Source organism: Streptomyces sp. NPDC005899 (assembly GCF_040629645.1).
Taxonomy (GTDB): domain Bacteria; phylum Actinomycetota; class Actinomycetes; order Streptomycetales; family Streptomycetaceae; genus Streptomyces.
The window spans coordinates 1-23,632 of sequence record NZ_JBEXWB010000021.1 but is presented as its reverse complement, the minus strand read 5'-3'; the positions used below and the strand labels follow the sequence as shown (position 1 = coordinate 23,632).

Below are 23,632 nucleotides of genomic sequence, written 5' to 3'. Positions count from 1 at the left end.
CAGCTCCTTTCAGGCCACTACTCAGGCCGCTACGAGATAGGAAAAGACCGATTCGAGGGACTCGTCGGACGGTGAGACGGTCAGCAGCCGGATGCCGTTCTCGCGTGCCACCTTCGGCAGCAGCGTGGTGAAGCGCCCGAAGTCGACGGCCTGGATCCGCAGGGCCCGCTCCGTCACGTCGACCTCGATCCCGGCGGTGGAGGGGTCCGCGATCAGTGCCGCGGCGAGCGCGCGGTCGTCGCTGGAACGGACGAGGTAGCGGTGGGGCCGGTCGGTCATGAGCCGGCGGATCTTCCGGAAGTCGCCCGACGCCGCGTGGCGGCCGGCCACGATCACCTCGATGTGCGAGGCGAGCTGCTCGACCTCCTCGAGGATGTGGGAGGAGAACAGCACCGTGCGGCCCTCCGCGCCCATCCGGCGCAGCAGTTCCATCAGCTGCATCCGCTGACGCGGGTCCATACCGTTGAAGGGTTCGTCCAGGAGCAGCACCGAGGGGTCGTGCACCAGGGCGGAGGCCATCTTCACGCGCTGGCGCATGCCCTTGCTGTACGTCGAGATCTTGCGGTCCTGCGCGTACTCCATCTCGACCGTCGCCAGCGCCTTGTGGGCGGCGGCGTCGCCCAGCCCGTGCAGCTCGGCGTTGGCGACCACGAACTCGCGGCCGGTCAGGAAGTCGTACATCCCCTCCCGCTCCGGCACGATCCCGATCGCCTTGTAGACGGCCTCGTTGCGCCAGATCGGGGCCCCGTCGAGCGTGACCGTTCCGGTCGACGGGGCGAGGAAGCCGGCCATCATGTTGATCAGCGTGGACTTGCCGGCTCCGTTGGGGCCCAGCAGCCCCGTGACGCCGGGGCCCACGGTCATGCTCACGTCGTTGACGGCGACCACGTTGCCGAACCAGCGCGAGGTGTGGTCGATCTCGATGGTGGTCACAGCCCGACCCTCCGGTAGCGGCGCATCAGTACGGCGTACGAGCCGGCGACGAGCGCGAGTACAACGATCAGATAGGCGACGCCGGCGGCGGCTCCGGGGCCCTCACCGCCCGGGAAGGCGGAGGAGGCGCCGAGGAACGCCGTCTGGACGCCGTCGATCAGGGTGATGGGCGAGAACAGTCCCAGCCAGGTGATGGCGCCGGCGGAGTCCGTCTCCCAGGCGATCGCCTGGACCGTCGAGACCGCACCGTAGGTGATGGTCAGTACGGCGATCACGGCGGCGACCCCGAAGCCCCTGCGCGGTGTCAGGGCGGCGACCACCAGCCCGAGGCCGGCGAACAGCACGGAGAGCAGTGCCACCGAGACCATCCCCTGTCCGAAGCCCTTGCTCTGGACGGCGAAGTCGAACTTCGCCAGCAACGCGCCCACGTAGAGGATGACGAGGGGCAGTCCGGTGAGGATGAGCAGGGCCGACGCCATGGCGGCGAACTTCGCGAGGACGTAGTCGACCCGCTCGATCGGCCGCGAGAAGTACAGCGGGACACTCTTGAAGCGGAGGTCCCTGGACACGGACTGCGGGGCCTGGGAAGCGATGAAGAGGCCGATCACGGCCTGCAGGTAGATCGCGAAGTCCGTGTACTTGATGGGCAGCTTCGTCATGTTCGGCGTGGCCATGGCCACGGCGACGAGGATCAGCGCCACCATGCACATCACTCCGCACAGGAGCATCGGCAGCACCTTGGACTTGGCGGATCGCCCCAGGCCGAAGGAGCCCCGCAGGGACTGCGAGTACAGCGAGCGTCGGGCATAGGCCCGGCCCAGCCGGACGCCGTCGTAGGAGCGGTATCCGATGTTGTGGATCCGGGAGGTGTCGCTCCCGGCCGCGGTCCCGGTCTCAGTGCTCATCACGACCGCTTCCCTTCTGCTGTGCGGCACCGGCTGTCGCGTGCACCGCGGCCTGTGGTGTCCCAGGGGTACGGAAGACCTCGGCGATGTGGTGGCGCCGCTGCTCCATCCGGATGAGCCCCAGCCCGAGTTCGGTGACGCTGTCGCGCACCAGGTCGTACGTCTCGTCGCCGGCCGCCTCGACCAGGAGGATGTGACCCGCACCGGGCAGCCCCTCGGCGTCGAGACCGTCCGGCCCGACGAGTTTGACGCCGGCCGCCGTGAGGGCACGGCGCAGGGCGCCCGTGCCGTCGGGGTGGGTGTCGCTGTCGGTGACCTCGACGGCCAGGGTCGTCGTCGTCTGCGTGAAGTCACTGGTGGAGCTGGAGCGCAGCAGCGTGCCGCCGTCGATGACGACGACGTGGTCGCAGGTCCGCTCGAGTTCCCCCAGGAGGTGGGAGGTCACCAGCACGGAGATGCCGAAGTCGGTGTGGACGCGGCGGATCAGGCCGAGCATCTCGTCGCGGCCGACCGGGTCGAGGCCGTTGGTCGGCTCGTCCAGCAGGACCAGCCGGGGGTCGTGGACGAGCGCCTGCGCCAGCTTCACCCGTTGCTTCATGCCCGTCGAGTAGCCGCCGATGGGGCGGTAGCGCTCCTCGTACAGGCCGACGTGGCGAAGGGTGTCGGCGGTGCGCTCGCGTGCTGCCGTCGGAGGAAGGCCCGACATCCGCGCCATGTGGACGACGAACTCGGTCGCCGAGACGTCGGGTGGCAGGCAGTCGTGCTCGGGCATGTAGCCGACCCGTTCCCGGATCGCGGCGCCCTCGGTGGCGACGTCGAGCCCGAGCACCGCGGCCCGGCCTTCGGTGGCGGGGGACAGCCCCAGAAGGATCTTGATCAACGTGGACTTGCCGGCCCCGTTGGAACCCACCAGGCCGGTTACGCCCGGTCCGATGTCCAAGGAGAGCCGGTCAAGAGCGGTCACCTTGGGGAACCGCTTGCTCAGGCTTTCGGTCGCGATCACAGTCACATCGACGACGGTAGTGGCGCGTACCACAGCAGTCGTCAGACCAGACGGCTGTATCAGCGTCCGACTCGAGGCGTACGGACCCGTAAGGGGACGACCAGGGGGAGGGCGGCCGTGCGCGGGGGACGGGGACCCGTGCGCTGTGCTCGGGGTTCGTCAGCCCGGCTCCGCCCACCGTGTCGGGCCGGGACTCCGTGACGGATCGAGGCAGGCCTGCACACGGCACGTGTGCCAGAACTTCTCCACCGGCCATGTCCACAGGTCCTGTCCACCGGCCATGTCCACAAGCCCGTGTCCACAGGCCGTGTCCACAGGATGCTGGCCGCCCTTGACGTGGTGGCCTGTGGATTGCCACATTCGTCGGTGTCACGTTACGAGCGCGTACCGCGACGGCCGCACATCGGACGAGGGGGCTGTGTGAATCTGCGGGGATCGTGTGAGCGCTGGATCCGGACGGGCGGGATCGAGCTGTGCGTGGCAGAACTGGGCGACCGGGCCCGTCCGACGATCGTGCTGGTGCACGGCTACCCGGACAGCAAGGAGGTCTGGTCCGAGGTGGCGGACCGGCTGGCGGAGCGATGGCACGTGGTGCTGTACGACGTGCGGGGCCACGGACGGTCCACGGCGCCGCGGCCGCTGCGCGGCGGCTTCACGCTGGAGAAGCTGACCGACGACTTCCTCGCCGTCGCGGACGCGGTCAGCCCTGACCGGCCCGTCCACGTCGTGGGTCATGACTGGGGCTCCGTCCAGTCCTGGGAGTTCGCCACGGTGGGGAGGACGAAGGGCCGCATCGCCTCGTTCACCTCCATGTCCGGCCCCTCCCTGGACCACTTCGGGCACTGGATCGGGCAGCGGGTGTCCCGGCCGACTCCCCGGCGAATCGGCCAGGTGCTCGGTCAGGGAGCCAAGTCCTGGTACGTCTACGCCCTGCACACGCCAGTTCTGCCCGAACTGGCCTGGCGCGGGGCGCTCGGCACTCTGTGGCCGCGGATTCTGCGGCGTATGGAGAAGGTGCCCTCGGACGGCTACCCGACGACCTCCCTGCCCCGGGACGCCGCACACGGCGCCTGGCTCTACCGTGACAACGTACGGACCCGCCTGCGGCGGCCGCGGACCGACGCGTACGCCCACGTCCCGGTGCAACTGATCACCCCGACCGGTGACGCCTTCCTCTCGCCGTCCCTCTACGACGACCTGGATGCCTGGGTACCGCACTTGGTGCGCCGTTCCCTGCCGGCGAAACACTGGGTGCCGCGCACGAGGCCCGGCCAGATCTCCGCGTGGATCAGCGAGTTCGCCGACGCGGTCGAGACGGCGGGCGAGGACGTGCCGGCCATGCGGGGCGTCGGCGCCGCCGGCTCCCATGCGGACCGCTTCGGTGGCCGGCTGGTCGTGGTCACGGGCGCAGGTGGTGGCATCGGGAAGGCGACGGCGCTCGCGTTCGCCGAAGCGGGCGCGCGGATCGTGGCCGTGGACAAGGACGAAGAGAGCGCGGCACGGACGGCGGAGGCGGCGCGACTGCGCGGGGCGGCGGCCGCCTGGGGCGAAACGGTCGATGTCAGCGACGACCAGGCGATGGAGAAGTTCGCCGAGCGGCTCGCGGCGGAGCACGGTGTCGTCGACGTACTCGTGAACAACGCGGGTGTGGGAATCGCCGGTTCGTTCCTCGACACGACAAGCGAGGACTGGCGTCGGGTACTTGACGTCAACCTGTGGGGGGTCATCAACGGTTGCCGGGTCTTCGGCGGGCAGATGTCCGACCGGGGGGAGGGGGGCCACATCGTCAACGTGGCCTCCGCATCGGCCTTTCAGCCGTCGCGGGCGCTGTCCGCGTACAGCACCTCCAAGGCAGCCGTACTCATGCTCAGTGAATGCCTGCGCGCCGAGTTGGCCGAGCGGTCCATCGGAGTCACCGCCGTGTGTCCCGGGATCGTCGACACGGGCATCACCGCGTCGGCGCACTTCGCCGGCGTGGACGCCGCGGAGGAGAAGCGCCTGCGCGGGCGGGCCGGCCGGTTGTACGCGATGCGCAACTACCCACCCGAGAAGGTGGCCCGGGCCATCCTCTCGGCCGTGGTGTCCAACCGGGCGGTCGTGCCCGTCACGCCCGAGGCGCGCGGCGCCCGGCTTCTGTCGCGGCTCAGCCCTGGCGCACTCCGCTTCGTCGCCCGGTTGAGACCACCGCTCTGACGGGGCTACGTCGTTGGGCCCGGCCGGGCGCACCCTGCCCGGCAGCTCGGTGTGTTGCTGCCGACCGGGGGCAAACCGGCTGGACACCCGTCACAGCCGCAGGACTTAGGTGACTGAGCGCGGGCGCGACTTCCTCCTGTCCCGCAGGCGAGCCTCCGACCTCGACTGTTCACGTCGTCCGACATGCCTCGACAGAACGGTCGTTGCCGACTCGTCGGCTACGGACCGAGGTGGCACCGGCGTTGGTCGATACCCCTGTACGTCAACGCTGTTGGGCCGACGGACGCCAACTCCTGCCATTCAGGCTCCACTTGCGTGCGGCTGCCCGGAACGGGCGACCGGGAATATGAGGTGCGACGGCCAGAACAGTGCGGGCACTCTTGCGGAATGAACGACCAGCGCACCGTCAAGGTGTCCAAGTACCTCTCCAAGCACCTGCGTCATCAACCGGAACGCATCGGGATCACCCTCGACGCGAACGGCTGGGTGGACATCGAGGCTGTGCTGCGGGCCTGCGCCCTGCACGGTTTCCCCGTCACCCGGGAGGAGATCGACCACGTCGTCGAGACCAACGACAAGAGGCGTTTCGCGGTGGCCGACGGCCGCATCCGGGCCAGCCAGGGCCACACGGTCGCGGTGGACCTCGGCCTGTCCCCGGTTCAACCGCCTCCGTACCTCTACCACGGCACGGTGTCCCGTGTGCTCGACGCCGTCCGTGCGGAGGGGCTGAGGCCCATGGCCCGCCACCACGTCCACCTCTCACCCGACCGCGAGACGGCGACCCGCGTCGGAGCACGCCGCGGGTCCCCGGTCGTGCTGTCCGTCGACGCCGGCGCCATGCACCGGGAGGGCCACGCCTTCTACGTCAGCGAGAACGGGGTGTGGCTCACCGAGACGGTGCCGCCCCAGTTCCTGCGACTGCGCCCATGACAGGCGGCACGCCGCACCGGACCGCCACGGAGTGGTTCACACCTTCAGGCCGCCCAGCCCCGTACGCAGATCATCGAGGTTCATGACGGGCTGCAGAGTGACCTTCGCCCCGGCACGGAACAGGGGCTCGGTGATCGCGGGCATCTGCGAGGCTTTCTCCATGTCGAAGACCATCAGGCAGGACCTCTGACCGTCCGTGGGGGTGAAGTACGCGGCCTCCGGCTCGAGGTGTTCCACGATTCCCCCGATGATCTTCTCCAGAGTGCCCTCGGCCACCGCCCGGTTGGCGGTCTCGGTGTCCAGCCGTGCGATGAGCAGCATCCTCATGGCGCTCAGTCCTTCCGGGTGAACCGCGTCCGGCGCCGTGCGCACCGCGCGGGCGGGATACCGGCCCGGCTCCCTTCCAGCGTCGCCCCGTCCGCTCGTCACGGCAACCACTGGTGCGCGGTCCCGCACACACGGAAGAATTCGACGCCGAGCCCGGGGAAGACGGGCGGCATGGGACGCATCCGGGTCGGAACCTGCTCGTGGACGGACAAGGCGCTGGTGTCCAGCGGCTGGTACCCGAAGGGCCACCGCGACGCGGAGGGCCGACTTCGGCACTACGCCGCACAGTTCCCCGTGGCGGAAGTGGACTCGACCTATTACGGGCTGCCCAGCACCCGCAACAGCACCCTGTGGGCCGACCGCACCCCTGAGACCTTCAGGTTCGACGTCAAGGCGTTCTCCCTCCTCACCGGGCATCCGACACGGCCCGAGGCGCTGCCCGCAGACCTGCGCCCGGCCCTCGTACGGCAACGGGGGAACGCAGGCGTCGATCCGGGTCTGCTCGACGAGGTGTGGGACCGGTACAGCGCTGCTCTGGAACCACTGCGGGCCGCGGGGCGTCTGGGGACGCTGGTGTTCCAGTTCCCGCCCCGGTTCGTACCGGGGCGGCCGGCGGCGGAGTTCCTGCGGCGGTGCCGCGAGCGTGCCCGGGGGTGGCCGATGGCTGTGGAGTTCCGGCACCCCGGCTGGTGGAGGGAGCAGCAGGCCGAAGCGACGACCGCCCTGCTGACGGAGCTGGACACGGCCGCCGTGGCCGTGGACATGGTCCAGACGCTCCCCACCTCCGTGCCACCGGTCACGCGGGTCACCACTCCGGACCTCGCCCTGGTGCGCTTCCACGGTCGCAACGCCGCCTGGGGGACCGGATCCAAGGAGGAGAGGTTCCGCCACGGGTACACGCCCGAGGAACTCGCCGAGTGGGCCCCGCGCGTCCGCGACATGGCCGAGCGGGCTCGGGAGGTCCACGTGCTGTTCAACAACTGCTGCGGTGACGCCGCCGTCCGCGCGGCCGAGTCGATGCGGCGCCTGCTCGGGAGCTCGTAGGGTCGGCCACCGACGTAGCGGCCCCGTGGCACCGTCGGCTTGGCTTCCCCGCTTCCGCCTCGTCCGCACATCCATGGCGGCGAGGAAGGCCGCGTATCGTCGGGGTCATGCGTCTGAGCACCGTGATCCTGCCCATCCACCGGTGGAGCGAGGGACAGAAGTACTGGCGGAGGGCCGAAGACCTCGGCTTCCATGCCGCCTACACCTACGACCACCTGTCCTGGCGGTCGTTCCGCGACGGACCGTGGTTCGGCGCGGTCCCCACCCTGACGGCGGCCGCGTGCGCCACCGAGCGGCTGCGCCTGGGCACCCTCGTCACCTCGCCCAACTTCCGTCACCCCGTGACGCTCGCCAAGGACCTCATCACGCTGGACGACGTGTCCGGCGGACGGATCACCCTCGGCATCGGTGCCGGTGGGAACGGGTTCGACGCGACGGCTCTGCGCAGGTCCGGGGAGGAGCCCTGGACCCCGCGGGAACGTGCCGACCACTTCGAGGAGTTCGTCCCACTGCTCGACCGTCTCCTGAAGGAGCCGTCGGTCACCCACGAGGGGAAGCTGTACGCGGCGAGCGAGGCGCGGAACATCCCCGGTTGCGTACAGCGGCCGCGGCTGCCCTTCGCGGTCGCCGCCACAGGGCCGCGCGGCCTGAAGCTCGCCGCGCGGTACGGCCAGGCGTGGGTCACCACAGGCGATCCGAAGCTGTACGAGGCCGGCACCCCGGAGCAGTCGGTGGCGGCGATGCGCGGCCAGATCTCCCGGCTCGGGGCGGCGGGCGAGTCGGTCGGGCGGAACGTCTCGGAGATGGACAAGATCCTGCTCACCGGCTTCACCCCGGACCGGCCGCTGCAGTCGTTCGACGCGTTCGTCGACTTCGCCGGAACACATCGCGAGCTCGGATTCACGGAGATCGTCCTCCACTGGCCGATCCCCGACTCCGATTTCGCGGCGGACAGCGCGGTCTTCGAACGCATCGCCACCGAAGGCCTCGCCCAACTCGGCTGAGCCCCCGCCACCGGGGCGTGGCGAACCCCGTGCAGGCCGGGACAGCAGGCGACGGGCATATGCCGCAGACATGCACGCCGCTCAGGGGCGCGCGGACTCATATGTGCGCCCCTCCGCACGACCGTGCACCCCTGTGCGGGAGAATGACGGGGTGACCTCAGCGACCGATACGCCTCTGCCTGCCGTGACCCGGCTGATCGCCACCGACCTGGACGGCACCCTGCTGCGCGACGACAAAACCCTGTCGGACCGCACGGTCGCCGCCCTCGCAGCGGCCGAGGAAGCGGGGATCGACGTCTTCTTCGTGACCGGCCGGCCCGCCCGCTGGATGGACGTCGTCAGCGCCCACGTGCACGGCCACGGCATCGCGATCTGCGCGAACGGCGCCGCCGTGGCCGATCTGCACGCGGACGGCCGGCTGCTCGAGGTCCACCCCCTGGACCGTGCCGTGGCCCTGGACGTGGTCCGCCTCCTGCGCGAGGCGGCCCCCGGCACGTCGTTCGCCGTCGAGCTGACCACCGGCATCCACTACGAGCCGGCCTATCCGCCGTTCCACCTGGACCCGGGCGCCACCGTCGCCGTGGCGGAGAAACTGCTCCACGAGGAGGCTCCCGGCACCGGCGCCCCGGTGTTGAAGGTCCTCGCCCACCACCTCGAACTGGCTCCCGACACCTTCCTGTCCCTGGCCCGCGAAGCCGCGGGAGACCGCGCCTCGTTCACCCGCTCCAGCCCCACCGCCCTGCTGGAGATCAGCGGTCACGGCGTGTCGAAGGCCGGCACGCTCGCCGCCTGCTGCGCCGAGCGCGGCATCACCGCGGAGCAGGTGGTGGCCTTCGGGGACATGCCCAACGACGTGGAGATGCTGACGTGGGCCGGCACCTCCTTCGCCATGGGCAACGCCCATCCGGCCGCCGTGGCCGCGGCTTCCGGCGTGACGCTCACCAACGACGAGGACGGTGTCGCTGTCGTCATCGAGCGCATCCTCGCCACCCGCTGAAACCCTCCGCCGGCGCCTCCCGGCAGAGCCGGCCACCCGAGTCGCGCACCCCTGGTCATCGGCTCGGGTCGTCGGCTCGGGTCACCCGCCTGGGTCACCCGCCGAAGCCAAGCGGCGGCGCCCGAGTCAGGTGCCGTCCGCCCGCACCGTCCTCCATGGCGGGGCGCGAGGTCACGTAGATGCCTGGTGGGCCCGCGTCACGTCGCGTCGCGTCCGGTGCGTCACCTCAGAGCGGGACCTGCCAGACCAGCGTCGTACCGCCGCCGTCCCCGCCCGTCCCCGGCCCGAACCAGCTGGATCCGCCCAGTGATTCGGCCCGCCGTGCCAGGTTGCGCAGTCCGCTGCGCCTCCCGCTGTCCGGGATCCCGACGCCGTCGTCGGCGACGGACAGCCGTACCGCCTCCCGGCCGTCCTCCAGGACGGCGGTCGCGTCCACGCTCACCTCGACGCGCGAGGCCGCGGCGTGCCGGAAGGTGTTGGACAGGGCCTCGCGCAGAGCGGCGATGAGGTTCTTGCCCGCCGACTCCCCGACGAGTGTGTCGACGGGGCCGGTGAACCGGTGCGTCGGTCGGAAGCCCAGGGGGACCGCGGCCAGATTGATCTCCCGCAGCACCCGGGTCCGCAGCCCCGAGGGTGCCTCGGCCTGCTCCGGCTGCAGGGCGAAGACGGCCGTGCGAATCTCCTGGATGGTGACGTCCAGTTCGTCGACGGCCCTGCCCACCCCGGCCCGCACGGCCGGAACCGTCGAGCGGCGCTGAGCACGCTCCAACGTCATCCCCGTGGCGAACAGGCGCTGGATCACCAGGTCATGGAGGTCGCGGGCGATCCGGTCCCGGTCCTCGTACACGGCGAGCCGTTGCCGGTCCCGCTGCGATTCGGCCAGCTTCAACGCCAGCGCGGCCTGGGCGGCGAACTGGCTGGCCAGTGCCCGCTCCGCCTGGGTGAACGGCCGGCCTCCCCGTGCGCGCGGCAGGGCGAGTGCGCCGAGCACCCGCCCCCCGCTGCGCAGGGGCAGCAGCATGTGCGGGCCGAACTGGTCGGCCAGCCGGGTGACCACGCGGGTGTCCGTGACCGGGTCGTCGACGAAGACCGTCTCACCAGCGAGGAGCGCCGCCACGACGGGGCTCCCTGGCCCGATGGTTACCCCCAGGGAAGCGGACGGCGTCTCCCCCGCGACGGCGACGATCTCCAGACCGCCGCCCTCCGCCGGGAGCAGCACGATTCCGGCGGCGGCGTCGGCCAGCCGGCGGGCCTGCTCCGCGACGACGGTCAGCGCGTCGTCCGCGTCCCCGCCCGAGAGCAGCGCCGTGGTGACGGCGACCGAGCCCTCGATCCACCGTTCACGTTCCCGCGTCGCTTCGTGCAGCCGTGCGTGCCCCACGGCGATCCCGGCCTCCGTGGCCAGTACCCGCAACATGTGCAGTGCGTCGTCGCCGAACGCCCCTCCGTCGTCCCTCTCCGCCACGCACAGCTTCCCGAAGACCTCCCGCTCGACCCGGAGCGGGACCCCGAGGAAGGTCCGCGCCGCCGGTCGATCGGGTGGGAAATCGGTGAGGTCCGGGTCGGCCGTCAGCGCGACCAGCCGGGCCGGGACGGAGTCCTGCGGTGCTGCGCCGAGGAGGCCCGTACGTCCGTCGGGCCGGCGGTCGATCGTGCGGGTGATCTCCTCGGGGACTCCGTGGGTCACGAGGTCGGCGAGTCCGTCGGCGGAGTCGTCCAGGACGCCGAGGGCGGCGTACCGGGCCCGGGTGAGCTCGGCCGCCGTCGCGCAGATGCGCCGGAGGACGGAGTGCAGACCGAGGGCCGCACCCGCGGACGTCGAGGCCTCGAGCAGGCCCGGTACGCGCTCGGTCGGTGCGGCCCGCTCGCCCGGGCGGGGAGCGGCAGACCGCCGGCCCGGGCGACGGCCGGGAGGCCGCTCACCCTCTCCCGGCGGCTCGTGTCCGTGCTCCTCGCGCATACAGCGAGCGTAGTGAGGGGCCCTCGGCCCGGAAAGTCGGCTCTGCGTCCGTCACCTCATGACCGCACCGCCGAGGAGGGCAGCGTGCCCACGGCGACGGAGCCCTGGTCCCGGTCCTGTACCACCGCCGGGCCACCCCCCGCCCCCGGTCCGCCCGGTCCGCCGCCGGAGGGTTCCCGCTCACGGTCCAGCATGCGCCGCAACGGCCCGTCCTGGGCGGCGAGGGCGGCGTACGTACCCCGTTGCACCACGCTGCCCCCGTCCAGTACCAGCACCTCGTCCACCGCATCGAGACCGGCCAGCCGGTGCGTGATCAGCACGGTGGTGCGACCCCTGGTGGCTGCCAGCAGGTCCGCGGTCAGGGAGTCGGCCGTCGCCAGGTCGAGGTGTTCGGCGGGCTCGTCCAGTACGAGCACGGGGAAGTCGGCCAGGAGGGCGCGGGCCAGCGCGAGCCGCTGCCGCTGGCCTCCGGAGAGCCGGGCCCCGTGTTCACCCACCAGGGCGTCGAGGCCGTCCGGCAGCGACCGCACCCAGTCCTGGAGCATGGCCCCGGCCAGGGCGTCCCACAGCTGCTCGTCCGTCGCCCCGGTGCGGGCGAGCCTCAGGTTCTCGCGGATGGAACTGTCGAAGACGTGGGCGTCCTGGGCGCACAGACCGACGAACCGGCGCACCGCGTCCCCGTCCAGATCCGCCGCCTCGACACCCGCCAGGCGGTAGCTCCCCTCCCGGGCGTCCAGGAAGCGGAGCAGGACCTGGGCGAGCGTCGTCTTCCCCGAACCGGACGGTCCGACGACGGCCACCCTCCTGCCGGGCAGCAGGGTCAGATCGACGCCGCGCAGGGCGTCACGCTCCGCGCCCTCGTACCGGGCCGACAGCCCAGTCACCACGAGCGGGAACGGACGGCCCGGAGCGGCAGCCGGTGCGGCGGGCTCCCGCACCTGCACGGGAGCGTCCAGTACCTCGTGGACCCGCTCGGCGCTTCGCCTCACCCGTCGCCGGTACTGCGCCGCGAGCGGCAGGCCGCTCACGGCTTCGAAGGCCGCGAGCGGAGTGAGGACCACGACGGCGAGCGCCACGCCCGCCAGCCGTCCGTCGTGCACGGCCGGAAGGGCGGCGACCGCAGCGCCCACCACGGTGAGCCCGCAGATCAGCGCCGACAGCCCCCCACCGAGGGCGGTAGCGGTCGCGGCGCGGGACGCGGTCCTGGTCAGGACGGCGTCGGCCTCCCGCACCCGTTCCTTCCGCGCGGGCAGGGCACCCGCCACGATCAGTTCCGCCGTGCCGTCCAGGAGGTCCGCGACCCGGACCGCCAGCGCGGCCCGTGCGGGCGACAGCCGGCGCTCCGTGTGCCGGGCACAGGCACCGCTCACCAGGGGCACACCCACTCCCGCGAGGAGCAGCCCCACCGCGAGGACGATCCCTGCCTGGGGGAGCAGCCAGCCGGTGAACCCGACGGCCCCCGCCCCCACCAGGAGCGCCGTGCCCACGGGCAGCAGCCAGCGCAGCCAGTAGTCCTGCAGCGCGTCCACGTCGGAGACGAGCCTGGACAGCAGGTCGCCGCGCCGTGTGGTCCGCAGTCCGGCGGGCGCGACGCGTTCGAGCCCGCGGTAGACGGCGACCCTGAGTTCGGCGAGCATCCTGAGGACCACGTCGTGGGAGAGGAGCCGCTCGGCGTACCGGAACACCGCCCGGCCCATGCCGAAGGCACGGGTCGCGGTGACGGCCACCATCAGGTGGAGCACCGGCGGCTGCTCCGAGGCCCGGGAGATCAGCCATCCGGAGACGGCCAGGAGACCGACGGACGACCCCACGGCCAGGCTGCCCAGCAGCAGGGCCAGGCCGAGCTTCCCGTGCTGTGCTCCGGCCGCCGCACGGACGCGTGCGAGGACCCGGTGGCCCGCGCCCGTGCCCGTGCCCGTGACCAGGAAGGCGCTGTGCTCGCCCGTGTCCGTCGGCTCGTCCGGAGCCGGTACGGACCGAGCCGTCCGCCGGGCGGGATCGATCGGCGCGGTCGCGACCGTCCCGGCCGGCTCGGCCCCGGCTTCACGGGGCTTCAACGACACCACCCGGTCGGCGACGGCCAGCAGTGCCGGACGGTGCACGACGAGCAGGACGGTGCGCCCCGCCGCCAGCCGCCGCACCGCCTCGACGATGCCCGCCTCCGTCTCGCCGTCCAGGCTCGCCGTCGGTTCGTCGAGCAGGAGGAGCGGCCGGTCGGCGAGGAAGGCCCGGGCCAGCGCCAGGCGCTGCCGCTGTCCGGCGGAGAGCCCGGCCCCGTCCTCGCCCAGCACCGTTGCCGTACCGTCCGGGAGGGCGGCCACGAAGTCGGAGGCACCGGCCTGCCGGAGAGCCGTCGCGATCGCGTCGTCGTCCGCCTCGGGGCGGGCGAGCCGTACGTTGTCCGCGATGGTCCCCGCGAAGAGGTGGGGGCGTTGCGGCACCCACGCGATCCGCTCGCGCCAGCGTTCGGGGGAGAGGTCGCCGAGATCGGTACCGCCGACCCGCACCCGCCCGCCGTCCGGCACGGCGAAGCCCAGGATGACGTCCAGCAACGTGGACTTGCCGACCCCGCTGGGTCCCACCAGTGCGACCGTCTCACCCGGCTCCACCACCAGGGAGGCCGCGTCCAGCGAAGGCGCGAGGCGGCCCGGGTGCCTGACCGTCACATCCTCCAGTTCCAGTCGCAGCCGCGCCGGCGGCTCCCCGGTACCGGCCGCCCTGGGCTCGGTCTCCAGTACGGCGAAGATCTCCTCGGCCGCCGAGAGCCCCTCTGCCGCGGCGTGGTACTGCGCCCCGACCTGGCGGATCGGCAGGTACGCCTCGGGTGCCAGGATCAGGACGACCAGTCCCGTGTAGAGGTCGAGCTCGCCGTGGACGAGCCGCATGCCGATCGTGACGGCGACCAGCGCGACGGAGAGGGTGGCGAGCAGTTCGAGGGCGAAGGAGGACAGGAACGCGATCCGGAGGGTCTTCAGCGTGGCCCTGCGGTACTGCGAGGTGATCGTGCGGATGGACTCCGCCTGTGCCTTGGCACGCCCGAACACCTTCAGGGTGGGGAGCCCCGCGACCACGTCGAGGAAGTGACCCGACAACCGCGACAGCAGGTGCCACTGACGGTCCATCCGGGACTGGGTGGCCCAGCCGATGAGGACCATGAAGAGCGGGATCAGGGGCAGGGTGACGACGATGATCGCCGCCGAAACCCAGTCCTCGGTGACGATCCTGGCCAGGACGGCCACCGGCACGACGACCGCGAGCCCGAGCTGCGGGAGGTAGCGGGAGAAGTAGTCGTCCAGGGCGTCGACGCCTCGAGTGGCCAGAGCCACCAGCGACCCGGTGCGCTGGGTGCCGAGCCAGTCGGGCCCCAGACCGGTGGCATGCGCGACGAGCCGCCCGCGCAGTTCGGACTTGACGGCGGCACTCGCCCGGTACGCGGCGAGTTCGGTCAGCCAGGCCACCAGAGCCCGTCCCAGCGCCACCGCGGCCAGCAGCACCAGGGGGGTACGGAGCCCGTTGACGGTCAGCCCGTCCTCGAACCCGCCGACCACCACGTCGGCGACCAGCATCGCCTGAGCGATCACCAGGGCCGCTCCGGCCAGGCCGAGAGCCACCACGGCCATCAGGAAGAAACGGGTGGCTCGCGCGTGACGGAGCAGGCGCGGGTCGATCGGTTTCACGTGAAACAGCTCCCCGTGGCACTCATGGCGTCGATCCGCCTCAGTGGGTGGCGTGGGCGTCGGCTATGTGCTGCGTACCGATGCGCTTGCGGAACACCCAGTACGTCCACCCCTGGTACAGCAGCACCACGGGGGTGGCGACGCCCGCGCACCACGTCATGATCCTGAGGGTGTAGGGACTCGACGACGCGTTGGTGACCGTGAGGTTCCAGGCGTCGTTCAGCGAGGACGGCATGACGTTCGGGAACAGCGTGAGGAAGAGCATGGCGACCGCCGCCGCGATGGTCAGACCGGACCACGCGAAGGACCAGCCCTCACGGCCCACCGCGATGGCGACGACCGCCGCCACCAGCGACACGGCGGCGACGACCAGTGCCACCAGGCTCCCGCCGTCACCGCGTTCGGCCTGGGTCCACAGCAGGAAGCCGAGCGCGAGGACCGCCGCCACGGGCCCGAGCCTCAACGCCAGTCCGCGCGCCCGCCGCCGGATGTCCCCGACCGTCTTGAGCGCGGCGAACACCGCTCCGTGGAAGGTGAACAGGGACAGCGTGACCAGGCCGCCCAGCAGGGCGTACGGGTTGAGCAGGTCCCCTACGGTGCCGACGTACTCCATACCGGCATCGATCTTCACGCCACGGACGATGTTGCCGAAGGCCACACCCCAGAGCACGGCCGGCAGGAGCGAGGTCCAGAAGATGGCGTGCTCCCAGTTGGTCTGCCAGCGCTCCTCGGGCCGCTTGGCGCGGTACTCGAAGGCCACACCGCGCACGATGAGGCAGAGGAGGATGAGCAGCAGCGGCAGGTAGAAGCCGGAGAAGAGGGTGGCGTACCACTCCGGGAAGGCCGCGAAGGTGGCACCGCCGGCGCTGAGCAGCCACACCTCGTTGCCGTCCCAGACGGGCCCGATCGTGTTGATCAGGACCCTTCGCTCCTTGCGGTCGCGAGCCAGCAGCTTGGTGAGGACACCGATGCCGAAGTCGAATCCCTCCAGGAAGAAGTAGCCGGTCCACAGGACGGCTATGAGCACGAACCAGACGTCGTGGAGTTCCATCTCTCAGCTCCGCTGCTCTCAGTAGGAGAAGGCCATCGGCCGGTCGGCGTCCTGGTCGTGGCCGCCGATCCTGGTGGGCGGGTCGAGGTCCGCCTCGGTGAGCTCGGGCGGCCCGGCCTTGACGTACTTCAGGAGCAGCCGCACCTCGATCACGGCGAGCACCGCGTACAGCGCGGTGAACACGAGCAACGAGGTGATGACCTCTCCCTGGGAGACGCCGGGGGACACCGCGTCCCGGGTCTGGAACACCCCGTAGACCACCCAGGGCTGGCGGCCCATCTCGGTGAAGATCCAGCCCCACGAGTTCGCGATCAGCGGGAAGAGCATGGTCCAGAGGGCGGTGATCCAGTACAGCTTGGTGAACTTCGCGCTCAGTGCCTTGTTCCGGAAGAGCACCAGGTGAGGCACCTCGTCCTCACCGGTGCGCAGGGCCGGCGGGAGCATGAACCTCCTGCGCGTCAGCCACAGGCCCAGCATGCCGAGCGTCAGGGACGCCATCCCGAACCCGATCATCCAGCGGAAGCTCCAGAAGGCGACCGGGATGTTGGGCCGGTAGTCGCCCGGGCCGTACTTCTCCTGCTCCGCCTTGTTGATGTCGTTGATGCCGGGGATGTAGGAGGTGAAGGTGTCGTCCGCGAGGAAGGACAGGACTCCGGGGATCGACACCTCGACGGTGTTGTGCCCCTCGGCGACGTCCCCCACCGCGAAGAGGGAGAAGGGCGCACCGTGCTCGCCCTCCCACAGGGCCTCGGCCGCCGCCATCTTCATGGGCTGCTGCTTGAACATGACCTTGCCGAGCACGTCACCGCTGACGGCGGTGAGCAGTCCCGCGACCACCACGGTGACCAGTCCCAGCCGGAGCGATGTCCTCATCACGCGGATGTGCTTCCGGCGTGCCAGGTGGAAGGCGGCGATGCCCACCATGAAGGCGCCTCCGACGAGGAAGGCAGCCGTGATCGTGTGGAAGAACTGGGCGAGCGCCGTGTTCTGGGTGAGCACGTGCCAGAAGTCGGTGAGCTCGGCACGGCCGCGCTCCTCGTTGATGCGGTAGCCGACCGGGTGCTGCATCCAGGAGTTGGCCGCCAGGATGAAGAACGTCGACAGGATGGTGCCGATGGAGACCATCCATATGCAGGCGAGGTGGATCTTCTTCGGCAGCTTGTCCCAGCCGAAGATCCACAGCCCGATGAAGGTGGACTCGAAGAAGAACGCGATCAGCGCCTCGAAGGCGAGCGGGGCACCGAAGACGTCGCCGACGAAACGCGAGTAGTCGGACCAGTTCATGCCGAACTGGAACTCCTGCACGATCCCGGTGACCACACCCATGGCGATGTTGATCAGGAACAGCTTGCCCCAGAACTTCGTGGCCCTGAGGTACTTCTCGTTGTCCGTGCGCACCCAGGCGGTCTGCAGGCCGGCCGTCAGCGCTGCGAGGGAAATCGTCAGTGGGACGAACAGGAAGTGGTAGACGGTGGTGATGCCGAACTGCCATCGCGCCAGAGTCTCTGGTGCCAGAGCTAGGTTCACGCCCTCTTCTCCTTGCGTCGCCGTGCTCACAGCCGCAGCCCGCCCGTCCAATCCCACCGATCATGGGAGAAACGGGACGCGCTTGTGAACGCGTTCACATTCACAAGCAATTATGGCGCACGAACTTTCGATCACGTCGAGGGGGGGTCGTTTTCGGACGGACACCAGGCGGGAAGCCGTACCGCCACACCGCGGCCGGCACGGAAGCAGGGGCCGCAGGGCTGCGGGTTCCCGCCGCGCGGGCGACGTCATCGACTTCCGGACACGGTCGGCACCACCGCATGCCGGTGGCCCCCGACCTCGGGCGTCGAGATCGGGGGCCACCGGTGGGCGTACGGGTGCGAGGCCGCCCCTGCTACCGCGCCCGCAGACCCGCCCGGTAGGACTCCGCCACCTTCAGGAAGACGTCGTTCGCCTCGGACTCCCCGATCGTGACCCGGACCCCCTCACCCGCGAACGGCCGGATCACGACACCCGCCCGCTCACACACCGCGGCGAAGTCCGACGTACGGTCCCCGAGTCGCAGCCAGACGAAGTTCGCCTGGGACTCGGGGACGGTCCAGCCCTGCCCCGCCAATGCCTCGTGGACACGAAGGCGCTCGCAGACCAGCGATCCGACCCGCCCCAGCAGCTCGTCCTCCCGGCGCAGCGAAGCCACCGCCGCGTCCTGGGCGACCTGGCTGACACCGAAGGGCACCGCCGTCTTGCGCAGGGCCTCCGCCACCGGCTCGTGCGCCACCGCGAAGCCGACCCGCAGGCCTGCCAGCCCGTACGCCTTGGAGAAGGTCCTGAGCACCGCCACGTTCGGCCGGTCCCGGTAGATCTCGATGCCGTCCGGCACCTCCGGGTCCCGGACGAACTCCTTGTACGCCTCGTCGAGGACCACCAGCACGTCCCCGGGCACCCGGTCCAGGAACCGCTCCAGCTCCGCCCTGCGCACCACCGTCCCGGTCGGGTTGTTCGGGTTGCAGACGAAGATCAGCCGCGTGCGGTCGGTGACGGCGCCGGCCATGGCGTCGAGGTCGTGCACGTCTCCTCCGGTCAGTGGCACCTTGACCGACGTGGCTCCGCTGACCTGGGTGATGATCGGGTAGGCCTCGAACGAGCGCCAGGCGTAGATGACCTCGTCACCGGGGCCCGAGGTCGCCTGGAGCAGCTGCTGCGCCACCCCGACCGAGCCGGTGCCGGTGGCCAGGTGCGAGAGCGGCACACCGAAGCGGTCGGCCAGTTCGTGCATGAGACCCGTGCAGGCCATGTCCGGATACCTGTTGAAGTGGGCGGCCGCGGCGAGCGCCGACTCCATCACGCCCGGAAGCGGGGGGTACGGGTTCTCGTTGGAGGACAGCTTGAAGGCCACGGGACCGTCGGCCGCCGCCGGCTTCCCCGGTACGTACACAGGGACGCCGTCCAGCTCGGCGCGCAGCTTGGGGCTCGTCTCGCTCACCGCAGGTCCTCCTCGACCATCCGTTCACATCAATACTGCTCACCTTATGAGGATTGGGCCGCGCTGCGAATGGCCCGGCCCGAATCGTCCCCTGCCGGGCCGCCCGCGCTCCCCGGGTGCCGCCGGCCGGAAGCCGCCGGACGCCCCGATCCGGCCCGCCACCCGGGGAGCCGCCGGACACCGCCGATCCGGACCCGCCGCACGCGCCAGCACCTGACGGCCTGCCGAGGGGAGCGTCGGCTCCTCCCGCGCACGCCGGTGGCTCACGCCGTGGCGCGCATCCCCCGAACAGGTGAGTTGGGACCTCTTCCGCACCGTGGCCGTTCGGCGGGCAGTCGCGCACCCGAAGAGGCCATCGCAAGGAGTATGGCCTCATATGCCTACGTAAAGAAGGCGCAGGATCGTATTCGCCTTGCAGAAACACGCCTGCGCACGTGTGCATATGCGTCCGGCCCGACCCGCCCTCTGAGCCCTACTATCGGCTCGCCATGACAGCAGCAGGGAAGCACCAGGTGAGCCGGACAGAGACGCCCCGGCGCAGCGGTCGGCCGGGACGCGCGGGCATCCGGGACGTAGCCGCGGCGGCCGGCGTCTCCATCACGACCGTCTCCGACGCGCTCAACGGCAAGGGCAGGCTCCCGGACTCCACCCGCCGCCATGTCCGCGAGGTCGCCGAACGGCTGGGCTACCGCCCGTCCGCCGCGGCCAGAACCCTCCGTACCGGCAGGTCGGGGCTGATCGGCCTGACCGTGACCACGTACGGGGATGAACCTTTCACCTTCACCGAGTTCGCGTACTTCGCGGAGATGGCCAGGGCCGCCACCTCGGCGGCGCTCGCCCGGGGGTACGCCCTCGTCATCCTGCCCGCGACCTCCCGGCACGACGTCTGGTCCAACGTCGCCCTCGACGGCACCGTGGTCATCGACCCCTCGGACCAGGACCCGGTGGTCACCGAGCTCGTACGCCAGGGGCTGCCGGTCGTGTCGGACGGCCGCCCCGCGGGGACGCTGCCCGTCACGGCCTGGGTCGACAACGATCACCGCGCCGCCGTCCTCGACCTGCTGGACCACCTGGCGGCCGCCGGTGCCCGCCGCATCGGCCTGCTGACCGGCACCACCACCGACACGTACACCCGCCTCTCCACCACCGCCTACCTCCACTGGTGCGAGCGGGTCGGACAGGACCCGGTCTACGAGTCCTACCCGGCCCACGACCCCTGCGCGGGCGCCGTCGCCGCCGACCGCCTCCTCGCCCGGCCCGACCGCCCCGACGCCGTGTACGGCCTGTTCGACCCCAACGGCACCGATCTGCTCGCCGCGGCCCGCCGCTACGGCTTACGGGTCCCGGAGGACCTGCTGCTGGTCTGCTGCAGCGAGTCGACCGTCTACGCGACCACCGAGCCGCCCATCACGACGCTCTCGCTCAAGCCGCGCAGAATCGGCACGGCGGTCGTCCAGCTCCTCATCGACGCCATCGAGGGCGTCGAACACGACGGTCCGCTGGAGCGGGTGATACCGACGGAGCTCATCGTGCGGACGTCCTCGCAGCGGCGTCCACCCCGCACCACGGTCAGCCCTCCTCGGTCACCTGCCGGGGACTGAACGTCTCAATCCGGACCAAACGGCCGGGGAACCACGTGTACGCCCGGATTCACCACCCCTGGTGCGTCACACAGCACGATCCGCATTCCTATGATGGGCGCACGACACCGCGGACCACCTCTACCAGGCAGGGCCCGTCAGGTGTACGGCGGCGCGACGGTGGTGGAGGGGTCGATGACTCAGGGGGCCGGTCAGGAACCCGTGGTGCGGACAGCGACGTTGCGTGACTTCCGCGTACCGCCGTATGCGCAGGCGCCCGTGCCCCTGCCGCATCCCGGCAACGCCATGGCGGGTGACGAGCTGCCGGAGGGGTACACCCCGACCGAGCGCGACCTCCCCGTGATCAACCGCGGCGACACCCTCCAGGTGCAGCACGCCGCCGAGCCGCACCCGGCCGCCGACACCGAACGCGGTCCGCTGTACGTCGTGGGCGACGTACACGGGTATCTGGACGAACTGCTGGCCGCGCTCGCCGAACAGGGCCTCGTCGACGCCGACGGCCACTGGTCCGCCGGCAACGCGCGGTTGTGGTTCCTCGGCGACTTCACCGACCGCGGGCCCGACGGCATCGGGGTCATCGACCTCGTCATGCGGCTCTCCGCGGAGGCCGCGGCCGCCGGCGGGTACTGCAAGGCCCTCATGGGCAACCACGAACTCCTGCTCATCGGTGCGAAGAGGTTCGGTGACACCCCGGTCAACTCGGGTGCCGGAACCGCCACCTTCCAGGCCGCCTGGCTGCTCAACGGCGGGCAGAAGTGCGACATGGAACGGCTTCAGGACGTCCATCTGCAGTGGATGGCGCGTCTGGACGCGGTCGTCGAGGAGGACGGCCACCTGCTCATGCACTCCGACACGACGGCCTACCTCGACTACGGATCCACCATCGAGGACGTCAACGACACCGTGCACGCCATCCTCACCCGTCACGACGCCGACGAGTGCTGGGACCTGTTCCGCAAGCTCACCAAGCGGTTCGCCTTCCGGGACGAGGGCGGGGCGCAGGCCGTGCGCGAGCTGATGTCCACCTACGGCGGCCGTCGGATCGTGCATGGTCACAGCCCGATTCCGTACCTGCTCGGCGAGGTCGGGTCGGAGGACGGCGAGGACAGCCGGCGCACCGTGGTCGACGGCCCGCACGTGTACGCGGAGGGACTGGCCATCGCCATGGACGGCGGAGTGACCATGGCCGGGAAGCTCCTCGTCGTCCAACTCCCCCTGCGTGACTGACCCCTGCCGGGGAAGGCGCCCCGCTACCCGACGCCGCAGGCTGCTGGGCCTATTTCCGGAAACCCTCTGTCACCCCGTGGCGTAGTCGCTCTACCATCGGCGTATCAGTAGCAGGCTCTCCTCCGTTTCCGCCCGATCACCCGCCCCCGTGCGGTCGATCAGGCCCTACGGAGTATCGGGGGATGCACATGAACAGCGCTCCGCACCTGCTCGCCGAGGACAGGCCCGAGTACGAGCGGATCCTCGCCGACGCCCTGCGCCATGCGCACGAACGCCCCGATCTGGACGGGGTCGGGGACCGGCTGAACGCGGAACAGCTGCGGACGATGGCCCTCGACGCGACCGTACTGATCACCTCGGCGGCGGCCACCGAGTACGACCACTACGTGAAGGCCCGCAGCGAGCTCCGCGGGCCTGCCGCCGAGGCCGCGGACGCGGATCCGCCGCCCGGCGGGCCCGACCGGACGGGCGCCGGGACCCTGGCGGTGATCGCCGCGCTGGCTCCCGTGCTCACGGGAGCGGCCGCCGCGATATTCCTGCTGGTCGGCTACGTCCTGAAGGCCATCAGTCCCTCACTGGCCTTCGCCTCGACCATGGTGACCGCGGGATGGTTCTTCGCCGCCGCCGCGGCGGCGGCCATCCTGGTCGCCGCCGCCGGACTGCTCGTCACCGCCCTGCGCAACGGCGCCACGGCGCTGCCGGCTCCCGGCGAGGGCGACGAACTGCCGGAGGAGGTGGCCCGCGCCCGGGAGGCCTGGCGCCACGCCCTGCTGGAACGCGGCATCCTGCCCTTCCTCCGGGACGCCCTGGCCGACCCGACGGCCGGACCGGCCGCGCGGACTCCGCACCGCTCGGCCAACCGCATGCCGAAGATCGGTTACAGCCGGCCGGACTTCTCCGGTCCGCGGGACGGCCCCGCCGCCGGGCCGCGGCCGACCTTCACCAGCCCCGACTTCACCAGCCCTGACTTCGGCGGCCCCGAGCACCAGCCGGAGTGACGGGCGCCGGCCTCCCGGCAGATGGCGCACGGCTCCCGGAACGACGGAGGCCGGGGCGGCTCGTCGCCGCCCCGGCCTCCGCGTCACCAGGTGGTGAAGCTCCTCACGGAGCACGCCATCAGACCCCCTGCGGAACCAGCTTCGGGTCGGCGCCGTACTCGTTCGCCGTGCGCGCACCCTCGGTGCACATGAAGACGAGCAGGATGATGCCGCCCACGAGCGGGACGAACGTGATGAAGAACCACCAGCCCGAGCGGCCCGTGTCGTGCAGACGGCGGACGACGACGGCGAGCGTCGGGATCAGCACAGCCACCATGTAGATGATGTACGGGATCTGGGTCTCGAGGGCGGCGCCGATGCCGACCAGCACCGCGGCCACGATGGCGTTGAAGAGTACGAACATCCAGTACTCCTTGCGGCGCGCCCGCCCGCTGAATCCCGCGTAGTTCTTGAGTACGTTCAGGTACCAGTTCACTGTGCTTCCCTCCCCTGGCGCCCCCGATCGGGGCGCACACACTTTCGGCCAAGCACAGCGGAACATAAAGCACAGATAAGGATGCGGTCAACCGAGTTCGGACCGCTGCGAGAACGTACATCCACCTGCCGCTATACCGTGTCCATTCCGTCGCCGAACGCCACTCCGGAAGCCCTCCTCGAGCGGATCCGCCGACAGACACCGGCCAGGGAGCGCGACTTCGGCCCACAGGTGCGGGACGCGCGTCCGTGGTGACCGGTGACGGTACGGCAGCGGGCCCGTCCATGACGGCCGGTGACGCAACGGCCGCGGCGCCGCCCGGGACCGGTCATGGTC

Annotated in this window: 18 protein-coding genes; 8 read left to right on the top strand and 10 right to left on the bottom strand. The window is 71.0% G+C overall.

What is annotated here, in order from left to right:
• Positions 1 to 21: 21 nt before the first annotated feature.
• From ABZ371_RS05080 to ABZ371_RS05070, 3 genes are read right to left on the bottom strand one after another with little or no spacing between them, the layout of a single operon-like run.
• A complete protein-coding gene (locus tag ABZ371_RS05080) occupies positions 22 to 933 on the bottom strand; it encodes an ABC transporter ATP-binding protein (protein ID WP_358673612.1) in 912 nt (303 codons plus the stop codon).
• On the bottom strand, positions 930 to 1,838 hold the full coding sequence (locus ABZ371_RS05075) for an ABC transporter permease (protein WP_358673609.1): 909 nt from the start codon (positions 1,836 to 1,838) through the stop codon (positions 930 to 932). Before ABZ371_RS05075 ends, ABZ371_RS05080 begins: the two co-directional genes overlap by 4 nt.
• The gene (locus ABZ371_RS05070; protein WP_358673666.1) at positions 1,828 to 2,841 is read right to left on the bottom strand and encodes an ABC transporter ATP-binding protein; all 1,014 of its coding nucleotides are present in this window, start codon (positions 2,839 to 2,841) and stop codon (positions 1,828 to 1,830) included. Before ABZ371_RS05070 ends, ABZ371_RS05075 begins: the two co-directional genes overlap by 11 nt.
• A 420-nt stretch (positions 2,842 to 3,261) precedes the next feature.
• Between ABZ371_RS05070 and ABZ371_RS05065 the strand changes: the two genes are divergently transcribed.
• Both ABZ371_RS05065 and ABZ371_RS05060 read left to right on the top strand, forming a co-directional pair.
• Complete coding sequence (locus ABZ371_RS05065) at positions 3,262 to 5,034, top strand: SDR family oxidoreductase (protein ID WP_358673606.1); 1,773 nt, start codon at positions 3,262 to 3,264, stop codon at positions 5,032 to 5,034.
• 387 nt (positions 5,035 to 5,421) lie between these two features.
• Entirely contained in the window at positions 5,422 to 5,964 is a 543-nt protein-coding gene (locus ABZ371_RS05060) for an RNA 2'-phosphotransferase (RefSeq protein WP_358673603.1), read from the top strand.
• Positions 5,965 to 6,000: 36 nt separating this feature from the next.
• Here ABZ371_RS05060 and ABZ371_RS05055 read toward each other — a convergent pair whose 3' ends face one another.
• On the bottom strand, positions 6,001 to 6,291 hold the full coding sequence (locus ABZ371_RS05055) for a hypothetical protein (RefSeq protein WP_358673600.1): 291 nt from the start codon (positions 6,289 to 6,291) through the stop codon (positions 6,001 to 6,003).
• A 171-nt stretch (positions 6,292 to 6,462) separates the two neighbouring features.
• Here ABZ371_RS05055 and ABZ371_RS05050 point away from each other — a divergent pair, with 171 nt between their 5' ends.
• The 3 genes from ABZ371_RS05050 to ABZ371_RS05040 all read left to right on the top strand — a co-directional run bounded on the left by ABZ371_RS05050 (position 6,463) and on the right by ABZ371_RS05040 (position 9,336).
• The gene (locus tag ABZ371_RS05050; protein WP_358673597.1) at positions 6,463 to 7,335 is read left to right on the top strand and encodes a DUF72 domain-containing protein; all 873 of its coding nucleotides are present in this window, start codon (positions 6,463 to 6,465) and stop codon (positions 7,333 to 7,335) included.
• Positions 7,336 to 7,442: 107 nt separating this feature from the next.
• Positions 7,443 to 8,339, top strand: coding sequence for an LLM class flavin-dependent oxidoreductase (locus tag ABZ371_RS05045; RefSeq protein WP_358673594.1), 897 nt, complete (start codon positions 7,443 to 7,445; stop codon positions 8,337 to 8,339).
• 151 nt (positions 8,340 to 8,490) lie between these two features.
• Entirely contained in the window at positions 8,491 to 9,336 is an 846-nt protein-coding gene (locus ABZ371_RS05040; RefSeq protein WP_358673591.1) for a Cof-type HAD-IIB family hydrolase, read from the top strand.
• Positions 9,337 to 9,562: 226 nt separating this feature from the next.
• On the opposite strand, the gene ABZ371_RS05035 is transcribed toward ABZ371_RS05040, so the two are convergent.
• From ABZ371_RS05035 to hisC, 5 genes are all read right to left on the bottom strand, one after another.
• Positions 9,563 to 11,296, bottom strand: a complete 1,734-nt coding sequence (locus ABZ371_RS05035; protein WP_358673588.1) for a GAF domain-containing protein — start codon at positions 11,294 to 11,296, stop codon at positions 9,563 to 9,565.
• Between the two features lie 56 nt (positions 11,297 to 11,352).
• Positions 11,353 to 14,973, bottom strand: coding sequence for a thiol reductant ABC exporter subunit CydD (gene cydD, locus ABZ371_RS05030; protein WP_358673585.1), 3,621 nt, complete (start codon positions 14,971 to 14,973; stop codon positions 11,353 to 11,355).
• Positions 14,974 to 15,013: 40 nt separating this feature from the next.
• Positions 15,014 to 16,024, bottom strand: coding sequence for a cytochrome d ubiquinol oxidase subunit II (gene cydB / locus ABZ371_RS05025; protein WP_358673583.1), 1,011 nt, complete (start codon positions 16,022 to 16,024; stop codon positions 15,014 to 15,016).
• Between the two features lie 18 nt (positions 16,025 to 16,042).
• Positions 16,043 to 17,551: a cytochrome ubiquinol oxidase subunit I gene (locus ABZ371_RS05020; RefSeq protein ID WP_358673580.1), complete on the bottom strand. Its 1,509-nt coding sequence runs from the start codon at positions 17,549 to 17,551 to the stop codon at positions 16,043 to 16,045.
• A 355-nt stretch (positions 17,552 to 17,906) separates the two neighbouring features.
• Positions 17,907 to 18,995: a histidinol-phosphate transaminase gene (gene hisC, locus ABZ371_RS05015; protein WP_358673577.1), complete on the bottom strand. Its 1,089-nt coding sequence runs from the start codon at positions 18,993 to 18,995 to the stop codon at positions 17,907 to 17,909.
• A 488-nt stretch (positions 18,996 to 19,483) separates the two neighbouring features.
• On the opposite strand from hisC, the gene ABZ371_RS05010 reads away from it, so the two are divergent.
• The 3 genes from ABZ371_RS05010 (at position 19,484) to ABZ371_RS05000 (ending at position 22,821) form a co-directional block, all read left to right on the top strand.
• Positions 19,484 to 20,596 carry a LacI family DNA-binding transcriptional regulator gene (locus ABZ371_RS05010; protein WP_358673575.1) on the top strand — a complete coding sequence of 371 codons (1,113 nt, stop codon included), beginning with the start codon at positions 19,484 to 19,486 and terminating at the stop codon, positions 20,594 to 20,596.
• Between the two features lie 174 nt (positions 20,597 to 20,770).
• Complete coding sequence (locus ABZ371_RS05005) at positions 20,771 to 21,823, top strand: metallophosphoesterase (RefSeq protein ID WP_358673572.1); 1,053 nt, start codon at positions 20,771 to 20,773, stop codon at positions 21,821 to 21,823.
• Between the two features lie 182 nt (positions 21,824 to 22,005).
• The gene (locus ABZ371_RS05000; protein ID WP_358673569.1) at positions 22,006 to 22,821 is read left to right on the top strand and encodes a hypothetical protein; all 816 of its coding nucleotides are present in this window, start codon (positions 22,006 to 22,008) and stop codon (positions 22,819 to 22,821) included.
• Between the two features lie 118 nt (positions 22,822 to 22,939).
• On the opposite strand, the gene ABZ371_RS04995 is transcribed toward ABZ371_RS05000, so the two are convergent.
• The gene (locus ABZ371_RS04995; RefSeq protein WP_358673566.1) at positions 22,940 to 23,296 is read right to left on the bottom strand and encodes a DUF805 domain-containing protein; all 357 of its coding nucleotides are present in this window, start codon (positions 23,294 to 23,296) and stop codon (positions 22,940 to 22,942) included.
• Positions 23,297 to 23,632 lie beyond the last annotated feature (336 nt).

What these genes read in the sequence shown, in the direction of transcription:
- ABZ371_RS05010 (WP_358673575.1), top strand. Translation starts at nt 19,484, where the DNA reads ATGACAGCAGCAGGGAAGCACCAGGTGAGCCGGACAGAGACGCCCCGG.
- ABZ371_RS05055 (WP_358673600.1), bottom strand. Translation starts at nt 6,291, where the DNA reads ATGAGGATGCTGCTCATCGCACGGCTGGACACCGAGACCGCCAACCGG.
- ABZ371_RS05060 (WP_358673603.1), top strand. Translation starts at nt 5,422, where the DNA reads ATGAACGACCAGCGCACCGTCAAGGTGTCCAAGTACCTCTCCAAGCAC.
- ABZ371_RS05035 (WP_358673588.1), bottom strand. Translation starts at nt 11,296, where the DNA reads ATGCGCGAGGAGCACGGACACGAGCCGCCGGGAGAGGGTGAGCGGCCT.
- cydB (WP_358673583.1), bottom strand. Translation starts at nt 16,024, where the DNA reads ATGGAACTCCACGACGTCTGGTTCGTGCTCATAGCCGTCCTGTGGACC.
- ABZ371_RS05045 (WP_358673594.1), top strand. Translation starts at nt 7,443, where the DNA reads ATGCGTCTGAGCACCGTGATCCTGCCCATCCACCGGTGGAGCGAGGGA.
- ABZ371_RS05000 (WP_358673569.1), top strand. Translation starts at nt 22,006, where the DNA reads ATGCACATGAACAGCGCTCCGCACCTGCTCGCCGAGGACAGGCCCGAG.
- ABZ371_RS05005 (WP_358673572.1), top strand. Translation starts at nt 20,771, where the DNA reads ATGACTCAGGGGGCCGGTCAGGAACCCGTGGTGCGGACAGCGACGTTG.
- ABZ371_RS05050 (WP_358673597.1), top strand. Translation starts at nt 6,463, where the DNA reads ATGGGACGCATCCGGGTCGGAACCTGCTCGTGGACGGACAAGGCGCTG.
- ABZ371_RS05075 (WP_358673609.1), bottom strand. Translation starts at nt 1,838, where the DNA reads ATGAGCACTGAGACCGGGACCGCGGCCGGGAGCGACACCTCCCGGATC.